This is a genomic window from Pseudomonas sp. EZ-C24, from assembly GCF_014525325.1.
In the GTDB taxonomy this organism is placed as follows: Bacteria; Pseudomonadota; Gammaproteobacteria; order Pseudomonadales; family Pseudomonadaceae; genus Aquipseudomonas; species Aquipseudomonas shirazensis.
The window spans coordinates 191,206-214,077 of record NZ_JACDIU010000012.1 but is presented as its reverse complement, the minus strand read 5'-3'; the positions used below and the strand labels follow the sequence as shown (position 1 = coordinate 214,077).

Below are 22,872 nucleotides of genomic sequence, written 5' to 3'. Positions count from 1 at the left end.
TCCATGACCTTGCCCAGCCGCATCAGCCTGTTATCCCTGAGCCTTGCCCTCGCCGCCTGCAGTACCGCGCCCGCCCCCGAGGCCAACCTTCCGGCACCGTCGGCCTGGCAAGGCGGCAGTGAGGTTAACAACCACCCGCTGCCAAATGCCCGCTGGTGGCAGGCGTTTGCCAGCAGCGAGCTGGACGGTCTGGTCGAGCGCGCCCGGCTCAACAGCCACGACCTTGCCGGCGCTGCCGCACGGGTACGCCAGGCGCAGGCGCGAGCGGTGATTGCCGGCGCGCCGTTGCTGCCGGACCTGCAATACGGCCTCGACGCCAGCCGCCAGCGGCTGCTGCGTGGCGAGGGTAACGACCAGCTCGACGCCAGCAGCAGCGAGCGCACCAGCACCGCCTTCGATGCACGCTTGAACGCCAGCTACGAGGTGGACTTCTGGGGCGGTGTGCGCGCCGCCCGCGACAGCGCCCTGCGCGAGGTCGACGCCAGCCGCTTTGATCGGCACACCGTCGAGCTGACCCTGACCAGCGCCGTTGCCGACAGCTACCTGCGTGGCCTGACCCTGCAAGAGCAACTGCGCATCGCCCGCCTCAACCTGGCCAACGCGCGCGATGTGCTCGGCGTGGTCGAGGCGCGCCAGGGTGCGGGGTCTGCCACTCGCCTGGAGCTTGCCCAGCAGCGCAGTCTGGTCGCCGCTCAGGAACGGCAAGTGCCGTTGCTCGAACAACAGTGGCAAGACAACCGCGTGACGCTGGCCACACTGCTCGGCGAACCGGTCCAGAATCTGCCGCAGACCAGCGCCAGCATCAGCGCCGTGCGCTGGCCGCAGATCGGCAGTGGTGTGCCCAGCGACCTGCTCGGCCGCCGCCCGGACATCGCCGCCGCCGAAGCACGTCTGGCCGCCGCCAGTGCCAATGTTCAGGTCGCCCGCGCTGCACTGTTGCCGCGGCTTACCCTGGGCGCCGAACTGGGCAGTGGCGCGCGCACCTTCGCCGACATCCTCGACAGCCCCTACTACACCCTGACAGCCGGGCTGATCGGGCCAATCTTCAATAACGGCCGCCTCAGTGCGGCCCGCGACCTGGCCACGGCCGAGCAGGAGGAACTGCTGGAGAACTACCGCAGCAGCATCGTTGCCGGCTTTGCCGATGTGGAAAAGGCGCTCAACGCGATCAGCGGGATAGACCGTCAGCGCCAGTGGCAGGATGAGGAACTCACCCAGGCCAGGCTGGCTTTCGATATCGCCCAACGCCGCTACAGCGCCGGCGCCGAAACCCTGCTCAGCGTGCTCGAAACCCAGCGCACGCTGTACCTGGCCCAGGACCAACAGGCGCAACTGCGTCTGGCCCGCCTGCAAGGCAGCGTAGCGCTGTACAAAGCCCTGGGCGGTGGCTGGCAGGTCGAGCAGTAGGCGAACGCCCGGGGCCGCGGCCCCAGGCCGGCTTCAGACGATATTCTTCAGCGACAAGTGCCGCGCATACCAAGGCCGCCGCGGCACCTTGCGCACCAACCCGGCGAGCGTGTCGTCTTCAGCAAAAGTGATGCGCAGAGCCAGCTTCATGGTCTCTACGTCCATCTCCACCGACTTGCCCACGCGCAGGCCGGGCGTGCTGCTGCAACCGTGGGTGTCCGGCCCCAGCCACGGATCGCCGACCTCGACGAAGCGTCCAGGCGCAAACCACTTCACCCCGCTCACCTCAAGCCGGCGCACCTGGCCCGGGTGCAGCCGCTCATGGGCCTGATACCAGTCCTCGATGCGCTCGTCGATCCAGCCGTGAAAGCCCCAGAACACTGGGTTGACGTGGGATGAAAACGGATCGCCAAGAAAATCGTTGTCGGCACCGAACCAGCGCGGAGCAAAGTCGCTCGGATCACGGGCAAACGGCACCGGAGCGCCGTTGCTTGGGTCGCGCGGGACCGAGGCCCAGCACATGTGCAGCCAGTCGTGCAGGGTCATTTCCATTTCCGAACCAAGCTCGCCCAGGCTGAGCCTGGCCAGGTACTGCGGGTCCTGATACTGCGACTCCCACACCTGGAAGTTGCTGCAGAACGTTTCGCTGGCCTTGATCGCTGCAACCCACTGGCCATACGGCTCGTCGCCCGGCGCCTGCCAGCTGGGCGGCACACAGCAGCCGTCGTGGTTTTCGTGGTAGCGGGCAAAGCCCTGACGGTCGAACTCGACGTTGGGCTGCGGCAGCGGAAACTGCTGCCAGGCGGGCAAGTCCTGCAACTGCCGCGCTGCCGCGAGCATGTGCCGGTGCATGAACAGAAAGTCGATACCCGAGCCATTGCGGTGCTTGCGCGGGCCGCGGGCATCGCGCTCCTGCTCACGTGGGCCGGGCTGCCAACCGAGCCCACGCAGGGCGTTGCGCTTGTCTTCGGGGAGCTTGTGCCACTGGTCGCGGGTGGCGTGCCAGAGCTGATGGAACAAGCGATGTTCGGGGCTGATCACCCAGGCCTGCATCGCCGCGTTGTACTTCAGGCGCTCACGTGCTTCGGGGAAACTGCGTTTGATCGCAACGAAGCGGCTGTCCGGCACCGGCAGGGTCAGCGAGCGGTCGACCCGTTGCAAGCGGCCACTGAGGCTGGCGTTGCCGGCATTGGCGAACTCGCCCCAGACCTCATCCAGGGTGGCGATGCACTCGTAGCCGGGGCCGCCGCGCAGGCTGATCAAACGCCAGCGCACCTGCCGCGAATTGGCCCCGACCAGGTCTCCGAGAATGCGGTAGGCGGCCACGCCGTCAGCGCGCAACTGCTCGCCGGTATCGACAAAACCACGCAGGCCACGGCCCTTGGTGGCGACGTCGATAAACGCCTGCACGCCCGTGAGTGGCAAGCCCTCGAGGCCGCCATCAACGCCCTCGAAGCGCAGGTCCCAAACACCGCGCATCTGCTCGGCGAGCACCTGGCCGGTGAAATCGGCAGGCTCCACCGTCGCTTCGCCGGGGGTAACGATGTCGTCGGCCGGGTCGTGGGTCAGCTCCCTGTGCGCGTAGTAAGCCGCCGTGCCAGTAGCCCCCGCCAGCGCCAGGCCAGCGATGAAGCCGCGTCGAGAAATGGTCATTGCGCCTCTGATCAAATGCGATGGTGCTGCAGGTGGTGTCCAAGCTAGAACGGATAACCACAGGTTGAATTTAACGCTCGGCCAGGCGCCGGCGAGCGGGCGACCAGCGCCCGCCCGCCGCAGCTGTCAGAAGCCTTCCAGCTCGGCCATCAGGTCGCTCAGGCGGTCGACCTTGTCGTCATCCAGCACACTGCCCTGCAGCCCTTCGACATACAGCGCCAGTTCCTCGACCGTGCTGCACTCGAACATTGCCCGCAGCGGCACGTTCAGTTGCAGCTGCTTCTGCACCCGCGAGGCGATCTGAGTGGCCAGCAGCGAGTGGCCGCCAAGCTCGAAGAAGTTGTCGCGCACGCCTACCCGCTCGCTGCCAAGCACATCGGCCCAGATCGCGGCCAGGGTCGCTTCCAGCTCGCTGCGCGGCGCCAGGTAGTCCTGGCTGTGCTGAGCACCGATATCGATGGCTGGCAGCGCTTTGCGATCGAGCTTGCCGTTGGCGTTGTGCGGCAGGCTGTCGAACCAGCCCCAGTGCAACGGCACCATGTACTCCGGCAGGTCGCTGCGCAGGCGCTGTTTGACCTGTTCAAGCAAGGCTGCATCGGCCGTCACGCCGTGATGCGCCACCAGATAGCCGACCAGGTGCTTGCCGTTGACGCCCTCCTGCACGCCGACGGCGGCGTCGCGGATCTCGCCCTGCTCATGCAGGCGCGCTTCGATCTCGCCCAGCTCGATCCGATAACCGCGGATCTTCACTTGGTGGTCGATGCGACCGACGTATTCGAGCACGCCGTCTACCCGGCGCCGGGCCAGATCACCCGTGCGGTACAAGCGCTCTCCCGGCGCGCCGTATGGATGCGGTATGAACGCGAGGGCCGTGCGCACCGGGTCGCCGACATAGCCGCGGCCCACCCCGGTGCCGGCCACGCACAACTCGCCCACTGCACCCAGCGGCACCAGGGTCTGTTCTTCACCCAGCAGGTACAGCCGGTTGTTGTCGGTCGGCGTACCGATCGGCAGGTAGCTGCCTTCGGTCGACGCTGCATCGACACGGAAGAACGCCACGTCATCCGAGCACTCGGCCGGGCCATAAGCGTTGACCAGGCCAATTGCCGGGTAGCGTTGCAGCCATTGCGCGGCCAGCTCGGGCGGCATTGCCTCGCCGGTCGGCAGCATCCAGCGCAGCCGGTCCAGGTGCTGCTCGGGGTTGGCGAGCATGCCCTGAATCAGCGACGGCACGCTTTCCAGCACGCTGATCCCGCTCGCCTGCACATGGCTGAGCAAGCCTTGCGGGTCATGCGCGATGGCGTTCGGCACGATCTCCACGCGGGCCCCGAACAACGGCGCGGCGAGGAACTGCCAGACCGAAATATCAAAACTTTGCGACGCGGTCTGGGCGATCACGTCGTGCTCGTCCAGCCCCAGGTACGGCACCTTGCTCAACTGGTTGTTGAGCATGCCACGCTGCTCGACCATCACCCCCTTGGGCAAACCGGTGGAGCCGGAGGTGTAGATCACATAGGCGAGGTTGTCCGGGCCGCTGTAGACGCCTGGGTTATGGCTAGCCACGGCGCTATGCTGAATTTCTTCCCACACCAGCAAGGTTGGCCGTACGGCACCGGCCAGCTCATCCAGCAGTTGCCGCGCCTGTTCGGCGTGGGCGGCGGTGCACACCAGCAGCGGCGTGCGGCTCATCTCGACGATGCGTTGCAGGCGCGCCGCTGGCAGCCCGGGGTCGAGCGGCAGATAGCCCGCGCCGGCCTTGAAGCTGCCGACGATCATGCCCAGCAGCGGCAAGCCACGCTCGGCCAGCAGGGCTACGGGTTGATCGATGGCGACGCCCGCTGCGAGCAGCGCGTGGCCCATGCGGTTGGCGGCCAGGTTGAGCCCGGCGTAGTAAAAACTGGCCTCCAGGCAGCGCGCCACGACCCGCTGCGGATGCGCGGCGACGCGCGCTTCAAACAGCTCGACATAGCTCTGTTCAAGGCTGTAGGCATGCTCGCTGCGGTTGCAGTCTTCGAGCAGGAAGCGTTGTTCTTCAGCGCCGAGCAACGCCAGCGCGCTGACCTCGCCGTCAAAGCCCTCGACCAGCGCCAGCAGCAGGCGCTTGAATTCGGCCAGCAAGCGCTCGACCGTGGCGTGATCGAAATAGCGCTGGTCAAACGACAGGTGCAGGCCTAGGTCATCACCGGGGTAGCACACCGCGGTCAGCGGAAAGTTGGTGTGGGTCCGGCCCGAGTCAGAGCTGGCGTTGAGGTGCTGGGCGTGGTCGAGCACGGCCGTTTCCACTGGCGCGTTCTCGAACACGAACAGGCTGTCGAACAGCGCCTGGCCCTTGGGCAGTTCGCTGCGCTCCTGGATCGCCACCAGCGGCAGGTACTCGTATTCACGCAGCTCCATGTTGCGCTCGAGCAGGCCCTGCAGCCACTGCCGCACACTTTGCCGCTGCCCCGGCGCCGGCAATTGCACACGCAGGGCCACGCTGTTGATGAACAGGCCAACCGTGCGCTGCATCTGCGGCATGCTCACCGGCCGCCCAGCCACGGTAACGCCGAAGACCACGTCGCGCTCGCCGCTGAAGCGCGCCAGCACCAGTGCCCAGGCCGCCTGGGCGAAGGTATTGATGGTCAACTGGTGGGCCTGGGCCAACTCACGCAGGCGTGCGCCCTGCTCGACCTGCAGCCGGGTATAGCAGTCGCCGACGATCATGCCGTCGCCGGCATGGTCGTGGCGCAGCGGTCGGTCGCTGGGCAGCGCCGTGGCGCGCTCGAATCCGGCCAGGTTGGCTTGCCACCACTGGCGCGCTTCATCGAGGTCCTGCCGTTGCAGCCAGCCGATGTAATCGCGATAGCGCGGCGGCACTGGCAGTTGCGCCTGGCGGCCCTCACCGAGCGCCTGATAGATCTCGAAGAAGTCGTTCATCAGCAACGAGCGGCACCAGGCATCGATCAGGATGTGGTGATTGCTCATCATGAACCAGTAACGCTCGTCGGCCACGCGCACCAGGCGCAGGTGAAACGGCGCCTGGCTGAGCAATTCGAAGCCCGCTTCGCGTTCCTGCTTGTGCAGCGCTTGCAGGCGTTGCTCCTGGGCCTCTTCATCCAGCTCGCGCCAGTCCTGATAGTCGACCGCGGTGTGGCCCGGCTTATGGATGATCTGCAGCATCGCTTCGCCGGCGCTCCAGCTGAACGAGGCACGCAGGGCTTCGTGACGGGCGACTACCGCCTGCCAGGCCTGGGCAAAGCGCTGCGGCTCGAGCGCGCTGTTGATGCGATAGCGGTCCTGCATGTAGTAGATGCCGGTGCCCGGCTCGAGCAGGGTATGCAGGAGCATGCCCTCCTGCATCGGCGTCATCGGGTAGACGTCGTCGATTTGCGCAGCGGGTAACGGGCAGGCTGTCGATCTGCTCCTGGCTCAGGTGAGCGAGGGGGAAGTCCGACGGGGTGAAGCTGCCGTTGCCATCGGCCAGGCAATGGGCAACCAGCGCCAGCAGTTCGCGGCGATAGTCTTCGGCCAGCGCGGCGATGGTGGCGTGCTCGTAGCGCTCGCTGCTGAAGTTCCAGCGCAGTTGCAGGGCACCGCCGTAAACCTGGCCATCGACGCTGAGCCAGTTGGGCAGCGCCGCGTCGAGGTCGTGGGCCAGGCCCGCCGGCGCATCCAGCGGCTGGAACAGCGCATGCGCATCGAACTGCTGGTCGAACTGGCCGAGGTAGTTGAAGGTGATCCGCGCCTGCGGCAGCGCTGCCATGCTTTCGCGGCTGGCGGCGTCAGCGAGGTAACGCAGTACGCCGTAACCGATGCCCTTGTGCGGCACCTGGCGCAGTTGTTCCTTGATGCGTTTGATCGAGCTTGCCTGGGCCTGATCGTGTTCGCCTGGCTCGATGGCCAGGGCCAGTGGATAGGCATTGGTAAACCAGCCGACGCTGCGGGTCAGGTCGAGGTCTTCGAACAAGCCTTCGCGGCCGTGGCCTTCCAGTTGCACCAGCACTTCGCGGTCGCCGCTCCAGCGGCACAGGGTGCGCGCCAGGGCGGTCAGCAGCAGGTCGTTGACCTGGGTGTGATAGGCCGCCGGCGCCTGCTGCAGCAGCTGGCGGGTTTGTTCGACCTCAAGGTTGATGCTCAGGGTCTGTGCATGTCGGTTGAGGTTGCCGCCCTGAGGATGATCACAGGGCAGCTCACGGCGCACGCCAGCCAGTTGCGTCTGCCACCAGCCAAGCTCATCGCGCAGCGAGTCGCTGCCGGCATAGGTAGCCAGGCGCGCTGCCCAGTCGCCCATGGCGTGGGTCTTGGCCGCGAGACTGGCGCCGCGGTACAGCGCCTGCAAGTCCTCGAGCAGCACCCGCCAGGACACGCCATCGACCACCAGGTGGTGGATAACGACCAGCAAACGCTGCTGGCCTTGTCCATCACTGACCAGCAAGGCGCGCAGCAGCGGCCCTTGCTGCAGGTCGAGGCTGCGTTGCACATCGGTATACAGCGCCTGGCAGTCGTCCAGATCGGCGACCGTTGCCGTCCACAGCAGTTGCTCGCTGGTCGGCTGTTGATACTCGCCGTGCCAGCGACCGTTCACCTGATTGAAGCGCAGCCGCAAGCTGTCGTGCTGGACCAGCAACGCGGCCAGCGCCTGTGCCAGGCTCGCCGCCAGCAATGGCTCACGGACCTGCAACAGCACGGCCTGGTTCCAATGCTGCGGCTCGACCACTTCACTGTCGAAGAACCATTGCTGGATCGGCGTCAACGCGCTGCTGCCGACCCGCGCGCCCTGCTCGATCACGCTAGGCGCATCGCTGTGCCTGACCACCGCGGCGAGTGCCTGGATGGTTTGGTGCTGGAACAGGTCGCGCGGGGTGAACTGCAGCCCCAGCTGGCGGGCCCGGCTGACTACCTGGATCGACAGAATCGAATCGCCGCCCAGCTCGAAGAAGTTGTCCTGCACGCCAACTCGGGTGACGTTGAGCACCTCCCGCCAGACCTGCGCCAGTTGCTCCTCGAGCGCATTCGCCGGGGCTTGATAATGCAGCTGCACCAGCTCCAGATCCGGCGCTGGCAAGGCGCGGCGGTCGAGCTTGCCGTTGCCCATCAGCGGCAGCTGGGCGAGCAGCACCAGGTGTGCGGGGACCATATAGTCCGGCAGGTGCCGGCGGGCATGAGCCTTCAGCGCTTCGCGCAGATCGGCCTGGGTAGCCGCGTCGGCGTTGGCCTGAGCGCAGACCAGATAGCCGACCAGCTGCTTGCCGCCGGGCAAGTCCAGCGCCAGCACCACTGCCTCGTCGATATCGGCGTAGGCTTGCAGGCGGCTTTCGATTTCACCCAGTTCAATCCGGAAGCCACGGATCTTCACTTGCTGGTCGGCACGGCCAACGTATTCGACCAAGCCATCAGCACGCAGGCGCACGCGGTCGCCGGTGCGGTACAGGCGGCCGCCGTCGCCGCTGAATGGGTCGGCGACAAAACGCTCGGCAGTCAAACCGGGGCGGTCGTGATAACCCTGGGCCAGGCCGGCGCCGCCGATGTACAGTTCGCCGATGCCGCCCTGGGGCAACAGCGCCAGATCGTCATCCAGCACGTACGCGCTGCGAGCGCCGATCACTTGGCCGATCGGCACGCTGCCAGCGTCGGCCGGCAGGGTCGTCGGCGCCAGACACGCGAGCGGCATGACTACGGTTTCGGTCGGCCCATAGGCGTTGAACAGCTGCTGCGGAACAAACGCCTGGCGGATCCGCTGCAGGTGCTCGCCGGTCAGCGCTTCACCGCCGGTGATTACCAGACGCACTGGCAATTGCTCGGCGCTGCTGGCCAGGTACTGAGCCAGCTGGCTGCCGTAGCTTGGGGTGAAGCCAAGAATGTTCACCTGCTGCTCGCGCACCAGCTGGCAGATTTCCTCGGCGCCCCACTGCCCTTGCCCGCGCAAGACCACCCGCGCACCGCACAACAGCGGCGCCAGCAGGCGCTCACTGGCAGCATCGAAGTTGATCGAATAGAAGTGCAGCTCGCAGTCGTCGCTGCGCATGCCGAACGCGCTGATCACGGCCTGGCAATGCATGGCGATTTCGCCGTGGCTGACCACCACGCCCTTGGGCTGGCCGGTCGAGCCTGAGGTGTAGATCAGGTAGGCCTGATGCTGCGCCAGGCTGAGGTTGGTCAGCGCTGCATCGCTGTAATCAGCCAAGGCCGCGGCATCATCCTCAAGGCACCAACGGCCGACAGTGGCCGGCAACTCGCCGAGCCGTTCGAACAAATCGCGCTGGCCGAGCAGCAGGCCGATGCGGCTGTCTTCGATCATGTATTGCAGGCGTTGCAGTGGGTATTCCGGGTCGAGCGGCACATAGGCACCGCCGGCCTTGAGGATTGCCAACAGGCCAACGACCATTTCCAGCGAGCGCTCAAGTGCCAGGCCAACCCGCACTTGCGGGCCGACGCCACGCTCGCGCAGCACCCGCGCCAGGCGATTGGCCTGCTGGTCGAGGGCGGCATAGCTGAGGTGTTCACCGGCAAAGGTCAGCGCCAGCGAATCCGGGCTGCGCTGGGCTTGCACGCTGAACAGACCGTGCAGGGTGTGTTGCAGCTCGCCAGCAGGCTCGCCCTGCAATTGCTCAAGCAGCGCCTGTTGCTCGGCCGCGGCCAGCATCGGCAGCTCGCACAGACGCTGCTGCGGGTCGGCGATCAGCCCAGCCAGCAGCTGTTGCCAGTGCTCGGCCATACGGGCGATGCGCGGTTCATCGTACAGGTCGCGGCTGTAGGTCAGGCAGCAGCCGAGGCGGCCGTCCAGGTCGGTAACTTCCAGGTACAGGTCGAACTTGGTCGCACTGGCGTCGTTGAGCAGGTAGTCGACCTGCATCCCGGCCAGCTCGCGGCTTTGCTGGAAGGCCCAGCGCTGCACGTTGCACATCACCTGGAACAGCGGGTTGTAGGCACTGCTGCGCGCCGGTTGCAAGGCTTCGACCAGTTGCTCGAACGGCAGGTCCTGGTGCGACTGGCCGGCCACGATGGTGTCACGCAGTTGCTCGAGCAGGTCGCCTGCACGCATCTGCCCGTCCAGCTCGCAGCGCAGTACTTGGGTGTTGAGGAAGGCGCCAATAAGGCCTTCGCTTTCCGGGCGAATCCGGTTGGCCACCGGCGCACCGATACGCAGGTCGCGCTGGCCGCTGTAGCGGTGCAGCAAGGCCGCCAGAGTGGCGGTCATGGTCATGAACAGGGTCAGGCCGCGCTCGCCATTGAACGCATGCACCCGCGCCGCCAGTGCCGGGTCGAGGTCGAAGCGGTACAGCCCGCCCTGATGGCTCTGCACCGGCGGCCGTGGGCGGTCGCTGGGCAGTTCCAGCAGCGGCTGTTCATCGCCCAGCCGGGCCTGCCAGTAGGCCAGCTGGCGCTCGCCTTCGCCGCCTTCCAGCCATTGCCGCTGCCACACGCTGTAGTCCAGGTACTGCACTGGTAACGGCGCCAGCGGCGACTCGCGATCATCGACAAAGGCTTCGTACAGCTCACCCAGTTCGCGGGCAAAGATGTCCATCGCCCAGCCTTCGGTGACGATATGGTGCAAGGTCAGGACAAAGTAGTGCTCGCGCTCGGCGGCCTTGACCAGGCAGGCGCGCAGCAGCGCACCGCGCTCCAGATCGAACGGCTGGTGCGCCTGTTGATCGGCCAGCGCTTGCAGGCGCTGTTGGCGCTGCTCGGCAGCCACCGCGCTGAAGTCATGCCACTGCACCTGCAATGGGCTGTGCTCGGCGACGCACTGGTACGGCACGCCATCGATGCTCGGGAAGGTGGTGCGCAGGGTTTCGTGACGGGCAATCAACGCATGCAGGGCGCGCTCGAAGGCATCCACGTGCAAGGTGCCGCGCAGGCGCGCCATGCCGCCGACGTTATAGGCCGGGCTGTCCGGCTCCATCTGCCAGAGGAACCACATGCGCTGCTGCGAATACGACAGCGGCACCGCCTGGCGCCGGTCGACCCGCGAAATAGCGCCTTGCTGGTTATGCTCGCCGCGCTCGCGCAGCCCGGCAATCTCGACACAGAATGCGCCCAGCTGGCTGGCATCGAACAAGGTCTTCAACGGCAGTTCGACGTCCAACGCCTGGCGTGTGCGCGAGACGATCTGGGTGGCCAGCAGCGAGTGGCCACCGAGGGCGAAGAAGTCATCCTGCAAGCCCACCTGCGGCACGCCGAGCACTTCGCGCCAGATTGCCGCGACCTGCTGTTGCAGCGCAGTGTGCGGCTCGACGTGCTGGCGTTGTTGCCAGACCGGCGCCGGCAGCGCCTTGCGCTCGACCTTGCCGCTCGGGCCGATGGGCATCTGAGCAAGGTGGATCAATTGCGCCGGGACCATATAGGCCGGCAGGCGCTCGCTCAGTGCGGCCAGCAGCGCCTCGCTCTGCTCGTTACCGGTGTAATAGCCGAGCAACTGCGCACCAACCGCGTCCTGATGAATCAGCACCACCGCCTGAGAGACGCCCAGCTGAGCCAGCAGGCAGGCCTGCACTTCTTCGGGTTCAACCCGGAAGCCACGGACCTTGACCTGCTGATCGAGCCGGCCCAGATATTCCAGCGCCGCATGCTCGGGCAACCAACGGACGCGGTCGCCGCTGCGGTACAGGCGCGCGCCGTTGCCATCGGCCTGCGGCACGAAGCGCTCGGCGGTCAGCCCTGGTCGGCCCAGGTAACCCCGAGCCAGGCCGACGCCACCCAGGCACAGCTCGCCCGGCACACCTGGCGGACTCAGCTCGAGCTCGTCATCGAGCACCTGGCAGAGCACGTTGGCCAGCGGCCTGCCAATCGGTGAACGCTCGCCATCGCTTGGCTGGCAATGCCAATGGGTTACGTTGATTGCGGTTTCGGTCGGGCCATAGCGGTTGTGTAGGTGCACCTGCGGCAGTACCTGCAGAACCCGATCACGCAGGCTGGCCGACAACGCCTCGCCACCGGAGAACAGCCGGCGCAGGCTCGTGCAGCTCGCAGCCAGCGGCTCCTCGACAAACACCTGCAGCAACGGCGGGACGAAGTGCAGCGTGGTCACGCCAAACTGCTGCACCAGCTCGGCGATGCGCTGCGGATCACGGTGCTCGCCGGGGCCGGCGAGGACCAATGGGCAACCGGTGAGCAGCGGCCAGAAGCACTCCCACACCGACACGTCAAAACTGATCGGTGCCTTTTGCAGCAGCACATCGCTGGCCTCCAGCGCATAGCTGGTCTGCATCCACTGCAGGCGCTCGGCCAATGCCCCATGGGTATTGCCGACGCCTTTGGGCTGGCCGGTGGAGCCTGAGGTGTAGATTACGTAGGCGAGGTTGTCGCCTTCCAGATGCAGCCCCGGCGCATGGCTTGGCCAGCTGTCCAGGTGCAGCTGGTCAAGGGCGATCACGCTGACCTCGGCACGCTGCGGCAGCTGTGCCAGGCAGTCGCTGTGGCTGAGCAACAGGCTCGCGCCACAGTCGGCGAGCATGAACGCCAGCCGCTCGGCAGGGTAATCGACGTCCAGCGGCACATAGGCGCCACCGGCCTTGAGGATCGCCAGCAAGCCGACCAGCAACTGTGGCGAGCGCTGCAGGGCAATCGCGACACAGGTATCGGGGCCGACACCTTTGTCGCGCAGGTAATGCGCCAGGCGGTTGGCCTGCTGGTGCAGGCTGGCGTAATCGAGGCTGCCGCCGTCCCAGAGCAGAGCCGGCTGTTGCGGGGTCAGGCGCGCCTGTTCGTTGAGCTGCTCGACCAGCAAGCGCTGCGGCGCCGGCGCTGCGCACTGGCCCCACTGCAGCAGTTGCGTGCGCGAGGCGGCATCAAGCAACTGCACATCGCCCAGCGCCAGCTGCGGTTGCGCGCTGACCTGTTCGAGCAAGGCCAGCAGGTGCTGCGACAGGCGCCGCACGGTGGCCGCGTCGAACAGCTCGGCGGCATAGTCGAAGGCCAGGCTGAGGCGGCCCTGCTGGTCTTCTTCGCTGTGCAGTTGCAGGTCGAACTTGGCTTCACGGCTGTGCCATGGCAACTCTTCGGCGAGCAAACCAGGCAGGCGGCGCAGCGCTGACAGGTCGCGTTGCTGATGGTTGAACATGACCTGGAACAGGCCCTGCTCACGCGCCTGCGGCAGTGCTTCAAGCAGTTGCTCGAACGGCAGGTCCTGATGCGCCTGCGCCTCGATCGTGGCCTGACGCACCTGGGCCAGCAACTGGCTGAACGGCTGGCGGCCATCGAGCTGCGCACGCAGCACCTGGGTATTGATGAAGAAGCCAACCATGTCCTGAGTTTCCAGGCGTGGGCGGTTGGCATTGGGCACGCCAACGCGGATGTCGTGCTGCCCGCTGTAGCGGTGCAGCAAGCCCTGCCAGGCAGCCAGCAGGATCATGAACAGGCTGGCCTGTTGCTGCTCGGCAAGCTGCTTGAGCGCGGTGGTGAGCTGGGCCGGGACTTTTACGCTGAGGCGCTCGGCGCGCAGTGTGCGCTGGCTCGAACGCGGCTGATCGGTGGCCAGATCGAGCACCGGCAGATCATCACCCAATTGCGCTTGCCAATATTCAAGTTGTGCTGCAGCCGCGCCCTCGGCCAGCCACTGGCGCTGCCAGATGCCGTAATCGGCGTAGCCCAACGGCAGTGCTGGCAGGCTGACGTGCTGGCCCTGGCAGCGGGCCGCGTACAGGCGAGCGAACTCATCCAGCAGAATGTTCAGCGACCAGCCGTCAGCGACGATGTGGTGCAGCGTCAGCCACAGCTGGTGCTGCTCATCATCCAGCCGCGCCAGAGTAGCGCGCAGCAGCGGCCCATTGCCCAGATCGAACGGCTGCTGCGCCTCGGCTTCGCGGCGGGCCGTAACCTGCGTGGGTTCCAGCCCATGCAGGTCAAGCTGAGCGAGCTCCAGTTGCAGCTCAGGCAGCACCCGTTGCAGGGCCTGGCTGTCGACTTCGCTGAACACCGTACGCAACGATTCATGCCGGCTGACCAGCGCTTGCAGGCTGTGCTGCAGCGCGGCAACGTCGAGTTCGCCGCGCAGGTGCAGGCCGGCCGGGATGTTGTAGGCTGCCGACTGCGGTTGCAGCTGCCATAGCAGCCACAGGCGGTTTTGCGCCAGCGACTGCGGCAGTGGCTGAGCGCGGTCGCGCACGTCGATATGAGTGCGCTGCTGGCCGCCGTCAGCCAGCAGTGCAGCTACCGCTGCGCTGTAGCCAGCCAGCACCGGGGCGTCGAACAGGGTGCGCAGGCTCAGCTCGATGCCAAGCTCGTCTGCCAGTTGCGCGGTCGCCTGCGTGGCGGCAATCGAGTTGCCACCCAGCAGCAGGAAGTGGTCATCGGCCGCCACCGCTTCGACCTTGAGCAGGTCACGCCAGATGGCAGCGATGCGCGCTTGCAGGGGCTCTGTCACAGAGGCCGCCGACGCCACGCTGCTGATCGCCGGGAAGCGCGCGTAGAGATCAAGGCTGCCGTCATCCATGCGCAGGCGACAGGCCGCGCGTTGCAGCTTGCCGCTGGAAGTCTTCGGTAGCGCGCCGGGGTTGAGCAGCAGCACTGCCGCCGGTGCCTGCCGACAGGCATCGGCGATCACCTGGCGCAGGGTCTTGATCAGCGCCTCGGGAGCGGTCGACTTCTGCACATTGCGGCTCACTTCGACAGCGACACCGATGCCCTCCTCGCCGTTGTCGTCGACGGCGAATACCGCCACCCGCCCCTTGCGCAGCCCTTCGACTTCGCGCTCGAGGGTCTGCTCCAGGTCCTGCGGGTAGAGGTTTTGCCCGCGTACGATGAGCATGTCTTTCAGGCGCCCGGTGACGAATATCTCGCCGTCGCGGATAAAGCCCAGGTCGCCCGTGCGCAGCCAGGTCTGGCCGTTCATCTCGACGAAGGTGCGTGCCGTCGCTTGCGGGTTGCGCCAATAGCCACGGGCGATGCTCGGGCCGGCGGCCCAGATTTCCCCGACCTGGTTATCCGCCAGCAGCTGTTGCTGCTGTGGTTCGACGATGCACACGGCGTGCTCGGGTTGCGGATAGCCGCAGCTCATCAACACACTGCCCTCGCCGCTTTCGATACGGTGCTCGGCCAGCGCCTGGGCATCGACCTGCAGAGCAGCAATGCCATGAGCGCGACGGCTGCCGCTGACGAACAAGGTGGCTTCGGCCAGGCCGTAACTGGCGAAGTAGCTGCTGCGCTCGAAGCCGCATGGCTGAAACTTGCTGGCAAAGGTTTCCAGGCTGTCCTGACGGATCGGCTCGGAACCGGAATAGGCCACCCGCCAGCGGCTAAGGTCGAGCCCGGCCAAGGCCGCTTCGCTAACCCGTTCACTGCACAGGCGATAGGCAAAATCCGGCCCGCCGCTGATGGTGCCGCCGTACTCGCTGATCGCCTGCAGCCAGCGCAGCGGCCGGGCCAGGAAGTATCCCGGCGACATCAGCACACACGGCACGCCACTGAAGATCGGCTGCAGCAAGCCGCCGATCAAGCCCATGTCGTGGTACAGCGGCAGCCAGCTGACGATGACGTCGTCGGGGTTCAGGTCGATGCCAAAGCCCTGGCGAATCAGTTGCTCGTTGGCGACCAGGTTGGCATGGCTGACCTGCACGCCCTTGGGCAATGCGGTAGAGCCTGAGGTGTACTGCAAGAAGGCGATGTCATCGCCCGCCAACTGCGGCTCGCGCCACTGCGCCGCCAGCGCCGGGTCTAGCTGGTCGACCGCCAGCAACTGCGGCGCGCCGTCAGCAGCGAGCGCGTCAAGTTGCTGCAGGCTGTCGCGCAGTGTTTCCACGGTCAGCAGCAAGCGCGGCTGGGCATCGTCGATGATCGACAACAGGCGCTGTTGATGATGGCGCTTGGCAGATTCTGGCGGATAGGCCGGCACGGCAATCACACCCGCATACAGGCAGCCGAAGAACGCCGCGACGTAATCGGCACCGCTGGGGAACAACAGCACTGCCCGATCACCGAACTCGGCCCGCGCCTGCAGTGCTGCGGCGATGGTCCGCGCCCGCGCATCCAGCGCCTGATAGGTCAGTACTGCCTGCTCGCGCGGGTCATCGGCCAGAAAGCGCAAGGCGATCCGCTCGGGGGTCTGCTTGGCGCGTTGCGCCAGGGCCTGGACCAGCGAGTGCGGGAGTTCGAAGGCGTCCGTCATGGGTGTTCCTGCCAGTGTCTGGGTAAGTCGGGCCTGGCCGTTGCCTCGCTGAATGCGGGCGGCGTAGGCGGCCTTGGGTACACAGGGGAACGGATGGGCAGGGCAAATAATTAACAGTGCGGGCAGCGAGGGTGATGACTGCGCGAGGGCAGGCTTAGATCAAACACGAATAGATACTCATTAACTTTCGTATTTGACAACCATTATCATTCCGCCTAATTTGTCGCTCGTCGCAGGAAGCGCCCTATCCAAAAGCGCTCCTATTCCTAAAAGAGCTAAGGTGATTTCCATGGCGGAACAACTATCCACAAGTAAGTGCGATTCACCCTTACTCCAGGCGTTCGTCGACAATCGCAGCATTCTCCTCAAAATAGCCGCACGCATCACTGGCTGCCGCTCGCGTGCCGAGGATGTTGTTCAGGACGCCTTCTTCCGGCTCAACGCCGCACCGCAGATCACCTCCTCGATCAAAGCTCAACTCAGCTATCTGTTCCAGATCGTGCGCAACCTGGCCATCGATCACTATCGCAAACAGGCGATGGAGCTGAGGTATTCGGGCACCGAAGAGGAAGGCATGAACGTGGTGATCGTCAATGCATCGCCCGAGCACACCCACATCAACCTGGCTGCGCTTGAACATATCGCCGATGCATTGAATGAACTGCCCCAGCGCACCCGTTATGCCTTCGAGATGTACCGGCTGCACGGCGTCCCGCAGAAAGACATCGCCAAGGAACTTGGCGTCTCGCCGACGCTGGTCAACTTCATGATTCGCGACGCCCTGATCCATTGCCGCAAAAGCGCCCAGCCGCACGCTTGAGGGCTACTGCGGGCTGGTCGTCTGGATCTGATAGGGCTGAAAAATCCGCGTCAATTCACCGTTGCTGCGCAGTTGTTGCAATAGCGCGGCAAATGCCTGCGGGCTGATCGGTGCATTCGGGCGCAGCAGTGCGTAATGATGATAAAGCTGATCGACGCGTTCCGAGCCCATCAACTGCTCGCGGCTGGCAGGGTTGCGAGCAAGAAAATCATTGAAGTACGAGCGCGTTACCAGGGCAATGTCGGCGCGCCCTCGCTGGACCATTAAAAGGTTGCTGTCATGCGAGTAGGTCAAGGTCGCATGGTAGTTCGCACTGAGCTGCTGTGGGTCGGCGTTGAAGTCGGCGAAGGCGTAATGATAGCCGTGGTAAACAGCCAGACGCTTGCCATGCAGCTCAGCGAAGTAATTCTGGTCCCTTCCCGGCTGGCGCCGCGCGACAAAAATTTCGGCATCTTCCAGGCCCATGTCGACGGCCTGGTGGGGGACCTGTTGCCAGCCCCACTGAGGGTTCTCGAAAATCGCCATGTCGGTGCGCCCTTGCTCCAGGTCGGCAAAGCGCCGCGGAATCGAGGTGGGCACCAGAACGAAGAAGTAGTCCTTTTGCAGCGAGTTGAGCGCCTGTGTCAGTTGCGGCAGCAGGCCACTGTCGGCGCCCCGCTCCGGGCGTTCGGTATAAGGCGGAAAATGCGCCGCACCGATGCGCACCTCGATGCCTGCCTCGGGTTCGGCACAGGCAGGCGCGACGTGCCCCAGCAGAGCAACCAGCAACAGCGACGAGAAGGCCTTGAGCCTGGGCAGTGGAATCAACACAGACACTTGCAGACACACCAAACCTTGATGCGCCTAAGCTAGGCGTTTTCTGCAAGCGGCACAACCAGCACATATGCCAAAGTGCCATAGGGTGCCTGTTTGGCCGAGTTTGGCTACTCTCTAGCGAGTCTTGCAAGGGAGCCTGCCATGGCCCATTGGTTAGTGATCGACCTGGAGGCCACCACCGACGACGGTGGCTGGCCGCTCACAGAGATGGAAATCATTGAAATCGGCGCCAGCCTGGTGACGCGGCAAGGCCATGAGGTCGACCAGTTCCAGTGCTTCGTCAAACCGAAAAAACGCCCGCAGTTGACTCCGTTCTGCCGCCAGCTGACCCACATCAGCCAGGCGGACGTCGACGCCGCCGCGTGTTTTCGTGAGGCCTGGGCTGGGTTCGAGGGCTGGCTGAGGACGCATGCCGATGAACTGCAAGCCTGGGTCAGCTGGGGCGACTATGACCGCCGCCAGCTGCTGCAGGAATGGCACGACTATAAAGTGCGCAGCGTGCTCCAGGACACCGCCCACATCAACCTCAAGCAGCGCTTCGCCAAGGCCCGCCACCTGCAACGCCCGGCCGGGCTCAACAGCGCCCTGCAACTGGCTGGCCTGCAGTTCAGCGGCCAGCAGCACCGCGCCCTCGAAGATGCGCGCAACACCGCGCGTTTGCTGCCGCTGAGCCTGCCGGCCGAGAGCCCCTGAAAGCAGATGACGACACGCTGGGGCTTGGGCATACTGGCCAGCCCCTTTTTCATCCCCCCTTTACAGGAGTCGCCCCCATGTTCAAGGTCAACGAGTACTTTGATGGCACCGTCAAGTCGATCGCTTTCGAAGGCACTGAAGGCCCGGCCACCGTCGGCGTCATGGCCCCGGGCGAATACGAGTTCGGCACCGCCAAGCGCGAAATCATGCACGTGGTTTCCGGCGCCCTGACCGTCAAGCTGCCGGGCAGCGACAACTGGCAGGAATTCATCGCTGGCAGCCAGTTCAACGTGCCTGCCGACAGCAAGTTCCAGCTCAAGGTCGCAGTTGCAACCGCTTACCTGTGCGAATACCGCGACTGATCCAGCAATCGCATTGGCTCAGCAGGCGCGGCGCCTGCTGAGTTGCTGCTCAGCGCTGGATGAAGCGGGCAACCCGTTCTGCAGTGGTTTGCAGGTGCTGCTCATGGGTGAAGCCCGACGCTTTCAGCGGCTTGAGGTCATGATCCGACGCCGCCAGCCAGCACAGTTCGATGGCTGGCGACAGCTGGTAGCCCGCGACCGTTTCCCGGTTGCCCAGGGCATCGCGCTCGCCCTGCACAATCAAGGTCGGTGTCTGCAGTTCCGCCAAGTGCGCGACCCGCGGCTTTTCCGGCTTGCCCGCTGCGTAGAACGGATATCCCAGGCACACCAGTGCATCTACCTGCAGTTCATCGGCCAGCAAACTGGCCATGCGCCCGCCCATTGACTTGCCGCCAATCGCCAGCGGCCCTGTGACCAATGGTCGCACCTGTTGATACACCTCGCGCCAGCATTCAAGCAAAACCTTCTGCGGGTTAGGTGGCCGCCTGCCGCCTGTTGCGCGCCGTTGGGCCATGTACGGGAACTCGAAGCGTAGCAGCGCCAGCCCTTGCCCTGTCAGCCTTTGCGCCATGTCGTTCATGAACCCGCTGTCCATCGGTGCGCCAGCGCCGTGGGCCAGGATCAAACACCCCACATAGCCCTGCTCGCCACCGGCTTGCGGCAGATCGCAGCGCAAGCCTGAAACATTTGTCACTTGCGCCCATTGATCCCCGTCAATACCGGCATTTTGCCCATCTCTCATTCTTGCCTCGCTGTTTAGTCTGCCTATAACCGTGGATGGGAACCCATACATGAACACAACACCCAGAACCGCCTACAACTACAAGGTGGTCCGCCAATTCGCCATTATGACGGTGGTGTGGGGAATCGTCGGGATGGGGCTCGGCGTTTTCATCGCTGCCCAACTCGCCTGGCCTGCCCTCAACTTCGACCTGCCGTGGACCAGCTTTGGCCGCCTGCGACCGCTGCACACCAACGCAGTGATCTTCGCCTTCGGCGGCTGCGCGCTGTTTGCCACCTCGTATTACTCGGTGCAGCGCACCTGCCAGACCACCCTGTTCGCGCCGCGCCTGGCGGCATTCTCGTTCTGGGGCTGGCAACTGGTGATCGTGCTCGCCGCGATCAGCCTGCCGCTGGGCTACACCAGCTCCAAGGAATACGCCGAGCTGGAATGGCCGATCGACATCCTGATCACCATTGTCTGGGTGGCCTACGCGATCGTGTTCTTCGGTACGCTGATCAAGCGCACCACCAAGCACATCTATGTGGGTAACTGGTTCTTCGGTGCGTTCATCCTCACCGTGGCGCTGCTGCACATCGTCAACAACCTGGAAATCCCGGTCAGCCTGACCAAGTCCTACTCGGTGTATGCCGGCGCAACCGACGCCATGGTGCAGTGGTGGTACGGCCACAACGCGGTGGGCTTCTTCCTGACCGCAGGCTTCCTCGGCATGATGTACTACTACGTGCCCAAGCAGGCCGAACGCCCGGTGTATTCCTATCGGCTGTCGATCGTGCACTTCTGGGCACTGATCACCCTGTACATCTGGGCCGGCCCGCACCACCTGCACTATACCGCCCTGCCTGACTGGGCGCAGTCGCTGGGCATGGTCATGTCGCTGATTCTGCTCGCGCCAAGCTGGGGCGGCATGATCAACGGCATGATGACCCTGTCGGGCGCCTGGCACAAACTGCGCAGCGACCCGATTCTGCGCTTCCTCGTGGTGTCGCTGGCGTTCTACGGCATGTCGACCTTCGAAGGGCCGATGATGGCGATCAAGACCGTCAACGCCTTGTCGCACTACACCGACTGGACCATCGGCCACGTCCATGCCGGCGCGCTTGGTTGGGTAGCGATGATTTCCATCGGTGCGCTGTACCACACCATCCCGAAAATCTGGGGCAAAGAGCGCATGTACAGCATTGGCTTGATCAATGCGCACTTCTGGCTGGCGACCATCGGCACCGTGTTGTACATCGCCTCAATGTGGGTCAACGGCATCGCCCAGGGCCTGATGTGGCGCGCGGTCAACGCCGACGGCACCCTCACCTACTCGTTCGTCGAAACCCTGGTGGCCAGCCACCCAGGCTTCATCGTGCGCTTCGTCGGTGGTGCGATCTTCCTCAGCGGCATGTTCCTGATGGCCTGGAACACCTGGCGCACGGTGCGCGCACCGGATGCAGCCGCCGCCCCTGCGAACGCCCAGTTGGCCTGAGGAGAGTTGCCTGATGAAACATGAAGTCATCGAGAAAAACGTCGGCCTGCTGGCGGTGTTGATGGTGTTGGCCGTCAGTATCGGCGGCCTGACCCAGATCGTCCCGCTGTTCTTCCAGGACGTCACCAACAAGCCGGTCGAAGGCATGAAGCCGTACACCGCGCTGCAGCTGGAAGGCCGCGATATCTATATCCGCGAAGGCTGCGTCGGTTGCCACTCGCAGATGATCCGGCCGTTCCGCGCCGAGACCGAGCGCTACGGGCACTACTCGGTCGCCGGCGAGAGCGTCTGGGACCACCCGTTCCTGTGGGGCTCCAAGCGCACCGGGCCGGACCTTGCCCGAGTCGGCGGGCGCTACTCGGACGACTGGCACCGCGCGCATCTGTACAACCCGCGCAACGTCGTCCCCGAGTCGAAAATGCCGTCCTACCCATGGCTGGTCGCCGACCAGGTCGACAACAGCCACACCGAGACCAAGATGCGCGCCCTGCGCACCCTCGGCGTGCCTTACACCGACGCGGATATCGCCGGTGCCCGTGACGCCGTCAAGGGCCATACCGAGATGGACGCGCTGGTCGCCTACCTGCAGGTGCTCGGCACTGCGATCAAGAACAAAAGGTAAGCAATGGAACTGTCAATTGACATCGGCATGATCCGCGGCCTCGGCACCCTGGTGGTGATGATCGCCTTCATCGGCCTGAGCCTGTGGGTGTTCAACCGTCGCCGTGACCGTGATTTCGCCGAAGCGCGCCTGCTGCCCTTCGACGATGACCGCCTGCCCCCTGCCGGGCAGGAGCCTGCAATGAGGAGTAACGGGCAATGACCACCTTCTGGAGTACGTACATCAGCGTACTGACCATCGGCAGCCTGATCGGCCTGACCTGGCTGCTGCTCAGCACCCGCAAGGGCCAGAGCAAGGACACCACCGACCAGACCATGGGCCACAGCTTCGATGGCATCGAGGAGTACGACAACCCACTGCCCAAGTGGTGGTTCTGGCTGTTCGTCGGCACCCTCGCCTTCGGCGTCGGTTACCTGATCCTGTACCCAGGCCTGGGCAACTGGAAGGGCATCCTGCCGGGCTATGAGAATGGCTGGACCCAGGTCGATGAATGGCAGCGCGAGATGGACAAGGCCGACGCCCGCTTCGGGCCGATCTTCGCCAAGTTCGCCGCCATGCCGGTGGAAGAAGTGGCCAAGGACCCGCAAGCGCTGAAAATGGGCGGTCGCCTGTTCGCCTCGAACTGCTCGGTGTGCCACGGCTCGGACGCCAAAGGTGCCTACGGCTTCCCCAACCTGACCGACAGCGACTGGCGCTGGGGCGGCGACCCGGAAACCATCAAGGCCTCGATCATGAACGGCCGCCACGGCGTCATGCCGGGCTGGGCGGAGGTGATCGGTGAACAGGGCGTGGCGGATGTGGCGGCGTTCGTGCTGACCAACATGGACGGCCGCAAGCTGCCTGAAGGGGTCAAGGCTGATCCAGCCAAAGGCCAGCAGATCTTCGCCAGCAACTGCGTCGCCTGCCACGGACCGGAAGGCAAAGGCACGCCAGTGATGGGCGCACCTGACCTGACCCATCCACAGGCGTTCATCTATGGTTCCAGCTTCGCCCAGTTGCAGCAGACCATTCGCTACGGCCGCCAGGGTCAGATGCCAGCCCAGGCTGACATTCAGGGCCACGACAAGGTCCACCTGCTGGCAGCCTACGTGTACAGCCTGTCGCAACCGCAACCGGCGCAGACCGTGACCGCCAAGTAACACCCTCGGGGCCGTTTCACGGCCCCGGCTTCCCCGCTTCTCCCCACCGCCCACCTCGCTTGC

At 65.1% G+C, this 22,872-nt stretch carries 11 protein-coding genes and 1 pseudogene; 8 read left to right on the top strand and 4 right to left on the bottom strand.

Annotation, left to right across the window (positions count from 1 at the left end):
• Nucleotides 1-3 precede the first annotated feature (3 nt).
• Complete coding sequence (locus IDM28_RS07725) at nucleotides 4-1,407, top strand: efflux transporter outer membrane subunit (protein ID WP_101318091.1); 1,404 nt, start codon at nucleotides 4-6, stop codon at nucleotides 1,405-1,407.
• 33 nt (nucleotides 1,408-1,440) lie between these two features.
• Here IDM28_RS07725 and IDM28_RS07720 read toward each other — a convergent pair whose 3' ends face one another.
• Together IDM28_RS07720 and IDM28_RS07715 are read right to left on the bottom strand one after the other, a co-directional pair.
• Nucleotides 1,441-3,060, bottom strand: coding sequence for a PvdJ/PvdD/PvdP-like protein (locus IDM28_RS07720; RefSeq protein ID WP_188035658.1), 1,620 nt, complete (start codon nucleotides 3,058-3,060; stop codon nucleotides 1,441-1,443).
• Between the two features lie 126 nt (nucleotides 3,061-3,186).
• A pseudogene (locus IDM28_RS07715) lies at nucleotides 3,187-16,141 on the bottom strand (non-ribosomal peptide synthetase).
• A gap of 289 nt (nucleotides 16,142-16,430) precedes the next feature.
• Here IDM28_RS07715 and IDM28_RS07710 point away from each other — a divergent pair.
• Complete coding sequence (locus IDM28_RS07710; protein WP_150569709.1) at nucleotides 16,431-16,961, top strand: RNA polymerase factor sigma-70; 531 nt, start codon at nucleotides 16,431-16,433, stop codon at nucleotides 16,959-16,961.
• A 3-nt stretch (nucleotides 16,962-16,964) separates the two neighbouring features.
• Here IDM28_RS07710 and IDM28_RS07705 read toward each other — a convergent pair whose 3' ends face one another.
• Entirely contained in the window at nucleotides 16,965-17,768 is an 804-nt protein-coding gene (locus IDM28_RS07705; RefSeq protein ID WP_188035690.1) for a substrate-binding periplasmic protein, read from the bottom strand.
• Nucleotides 17,769-17,918: 150 nt separating this feature from the next.
• Here IDM28_RS07705 and IDM28_RS07700 point away from each other — a divergent pair, with 150 nt between their 5' ends.
• A complete protein-coding gene (locus IDM28_RS07700; protein ID WP_101318083.1) occupies nucleotides 17,919-18,470 on the top strand; it encodes an exonuclease domain-containing protein in 552 nt (183 codons plus the stop codon).
• A 77-nt stretch (nucleotides 18,471-18,547) separates the two neighbouring features.
• Entirely contained in the window at nucleotides 18,548-18,832 is a 285-nt protein-coding gene (locus IDM28_RS07695) for a pyrimidine/purine nucleoside phosphorylase (protein ID WP_101318081.1), read from the top strand.
• 49 nt (nucleotides 18,833-18,881) lie between these two features.
• On the opposite strand, the gene IDM28_RS07690 is transcribed toward IDM28_RS07695, so the two are convergent.
• Complete coding sequence (locus IDM28_RS07690) at nucleotides 18,882-19,574, bottom strand: alpha/beta family hydrolase (RefSeq protein WP_262500025.1); 693 nt, start codon at nucleotides 19,572-19,574, stop codon at nucleotides 18,882-18,884.
• Nucleotides 19,575-19,623: 49 nt separating this feature from the next.
• Between IDM28_RS07690 and ccoN the strand changes: the two genes are divergently transcribed.
• The 4 genes from ccoN to ccoP are packed head-to-tail and all read left to right on the top strand — an operon-like array spanning nucleotide 19,624 to nucleotide 22,809.
• Complete coding sequence (gene ccoN, locus IDM28_RS07685) at nucleotides 19,624-21,048, top strand: cytochrome-c oxidase, cbb3-type subunit I (RefSeq protein ID WP_101318077.1); 1,425 nt, start codon at nucleotides 19,624-19,626, stop codon at nucleotides 21,046-21,048.
• A 13-nt stretch (nucleotides 21,049-21,061) separates the two neighbouring features.
• Nucleotides 21,062-21,670: a cytochrome-c oxidase, cbb3-type subunit II gene (ccoO, locus tag IDM28_RS07680; protein WP_101318075.1), complete on the top strand. Its 609-nt coding sequence runs from the start codon at nucleotides 21,062-21,064 to the stop codon at nucleotides 21,668-21,670.
• Nucleotides 21,671-21,679: 9 nt separating this feature from the next.
• Entirely contained in the window at nucleotides 21,680-21,871 is a 192-nt protein-coding gene (locus tag IDM28_RS07675; RefSeq protein WP_101322973.1) for a cbb3-type cytochrome oxidase subunit 3, read from the top strand.
• Complete coding sequence (gene ccoP, locus IDM28_RS07670) at nucleotides 21,868-22,809, top strand: cytochrome-c oxidase, cbb3-type subunit III (RefSeq protein ID WP_101318073.1); 942 nt, start codon at nucleotides 21,868-21,870, stop codon at nucleotides 22,807-22,809. The genes IDM28_RS07675 and ccoP overlap by 4 nt, the downstream gene beginning before the upstream one ends.
• The last annotated feature ends 63 nt before the right edge of the window (nucleotides 22,810-22,872 follow it).

Coding starts and splice junctions, on each gene's coding strand:
- IDM28_RS07725 (WP_101318091.1), top strand. CDS start 4: ATGACCTTGCCCAGCCGCATCAGCCTGTTATCCCTGAGCCTTGCCCTC.
- IDM28_RS07720 (WP_188035658.1), bottom strand. CDS start 3,060: ATGACCATTTCTCGACGCGGCTTCATCGCTGGCCTGGCGCTGGCGGGG.
- IDM28_RS07710 (WP_150569709.1), top strand. CDS start 16,431: ATGGCGGAACAACTATCCACAAGTAAGTGCGATTCACCCTTACTCCAG.
- IDM28_RS07700 (WP_101318083.1), top strand. CDS start 17,919: ATGGCCCATTGGTTAGTGATCGACCTGGAGGCCACCACCGACGACGGT.
- IDM28_RS07695 (WP_101318081.1), top strand. CDS start 18,548: ATGTTCAAGGTCAACGAGTACTTTGATGGCACCGTCAAGTCGATCGCT.
- IDM28_RS07690 (WP_262500025.1), bottom strand. CDS start 19,574: ATGAGAGATGGGCAAAATGCCGGTATTGACGGGGATCAATGGGCGCAA.
- ccoN (WP_101318077.1), top strand. CDS start 19,624: ATGAACACAACACCCAGAACCGCCTACAACTACAAGGTGGTCCGCCAA.
- ccoO (WP_101318075.1), top strand. CDS start 21,062: ATGAAACATGAAGTCATCGAGAAAAACGTCGGCCTGCTGGCGGTGTTG.
- ccoP (WP_101318073.1), top strand. CDS start 21,868: ATGACCACCTTCTGGAGTACGTACATCAGCGTACTGACCATCGGCAGC.